Raw genomic sequence first — 1,546 nt, 5'->3', positions numbered from 1 at the left:
TTTAGCGGAGGCCTTGGAGGATGTTCTTGGGCCGCTGCATCTCCCCGTGTTTGGCACCGAGGATGATCACCCAGGCGGCGAAGGCGGGAATGGCCCACTGCAAGGCCTTCAACTGGGTCTGTGCGGACTTGAGTTCGTCAGAAGCGCCGGCACGCGGCTCGGTGGCACCCTCGGCCCCTTCCTCGGAGAGCTTGTCCACCTTTTTCCCGACGAGGCCCGCGTACAGCGTGACTGCGGCTCCTGCCACAGTGACTGCGGTTTTGTAGATCGTGTTCGCTGCGACGCCGTCTTGTTTTGTGATCCGGCCTTTGTTCTCCCAGGCGATAGCTAGGTCGGAGGCGAGGTGGCCAGCAAAGGCCGCGGTTTGGAAGGGAGCCCATTTGCCCCAGCCTTTGCTCGACAAACGGGTTCGCTCCGTTGGGTCCTTGGCTTCTGCGGCGGCACCGTTAAGTCCAATGGCCCCCATCAGTGAGCCACCAAACCATGCCGCGGCTGTGAGGTCGTGGATGGAACGGGCTACTAGATTTCCTGCCATGATGTGCTTCCTATCGTCGATGCGGAAAGTACTCCTTTTGGCTGCACGGACCCTGATATGGGTTCAAGCATCATCCATAGTAAGCATCCTTACTTTGGGGTCGCCACTGAGGGCTCCAATTGCAAGAAAGTGGGGCACCAGCCGTGAGTGAGAAGCGTTCGGGGCGCGGGTTGCTTTCCGGGTGGTAGCACCGGTTTGGTCGGCTGGAAGCCTGGGTTAGGCGCCGGTTTCGTAGTGGGGTTCAGCGACGGGTTTGGATTCGGCGGAGCGCACTTCGCGCAGGTAGACGGAGGCTCCGACAATGACTGCGACGGCGAGGAATTCGCTTTGCCAGTTTTGGAAGGATTCGAACCAGAACTGGGAGGTGCCGATGTATTCGAGGACGGTGACCGGTGGTTGGCCGTGGGCGGTTTGTTCCTCGCTGTAGGCGTTGGCGCCACCGACGGCGTGCAGGATGATGGAGGCCGCGAACAGCAGGAAGAACAGACCGGACAGGGAGTGTTGGTAGATCTTCAGGACCCAGCCGCCACGGCGGACGGGCCAGGGAGTGTCGGGACCTTGGGAGGCTTTGCGCGGGTCCTCGTCTTGGGGTGCTGCTTTGCCCACGGGTTTGGATTCGGAGGATCCTTTCTGGAACAGGTAGGCGGTGAGGACGACATACATGCCCATCTGAAGGAACTCCGACTCCCAGTTTTCGAACGTCGCTTCAACGAACGCGCCCGTGCTCAGGTATTCGCCGATGCTGACCGCGGCCTGGCCGTGGGCCTGCTGGTCCTCGCTGTAGGAAGCTGCCCCGGTGATGACCATCCCCACGAAGAAAACAAGAAAAAGGGCGACGTTTACCAACAACAACCCGTGGTTACGTATCCAGTCGCGCATCAGGGTCCGCTCCGTCCCGTTGCGGCAGCCAGCCACCGGATGGGTTCCGGTGGTCACTGCCTAGTCCTTTTGGTGGCTCCCATCTAATCAGCATCGAATCCTGGTCCAAGCCCGAGCGTCCCACTTCCAAGG

2 protein-coding genes are annotated in these 1,546 nt (G+C 60.7%); both read right to left on the bottom strand.

The genetic code is table 11. The features are described from left to right. Window position 1: 1 nt before the first annotated feature. Window positions 2–535 (bottom strand): hypothetical protein, encoded by a 534-nt coding sequence (locus tag AC5RU9_RS21280; protein WP_306878672.1) that lies wholly within the window; start codon window positions 533–535, stop codon window positions 2–4. Between the two features lie 216 nt (window positions 536–751). Beyond that, window positions 752–1,471, bottom strand: coding sequence for a DUF6766 family protein (locus AC5RU9_RS21275; RefSeq protein ID WP_494018070.1), 720 nt, complete (start codon window positions 1,469–1,471; stop codon window positions 752–754). Window positions 1,472–1,546 lie beyond the last annotated feature (75 nt).

This window comes from Arthrobacter sp. B0316-5-4 (assembly GCF_059090325.1).
This window is presented reverse-complemented; position numbering and strand designations above follow the sequence as displayed.

Bases quoted from the DNA above. Each gene is read 5' to 3' on its own strand.
- AC5RU9_RS21280 (WP_306878672.1), bottom strand. From the start codon at position 535: ATGGCAGGAAATCTAGTAGCCCGTTCCATCCACGACCTCACAGCCGCG.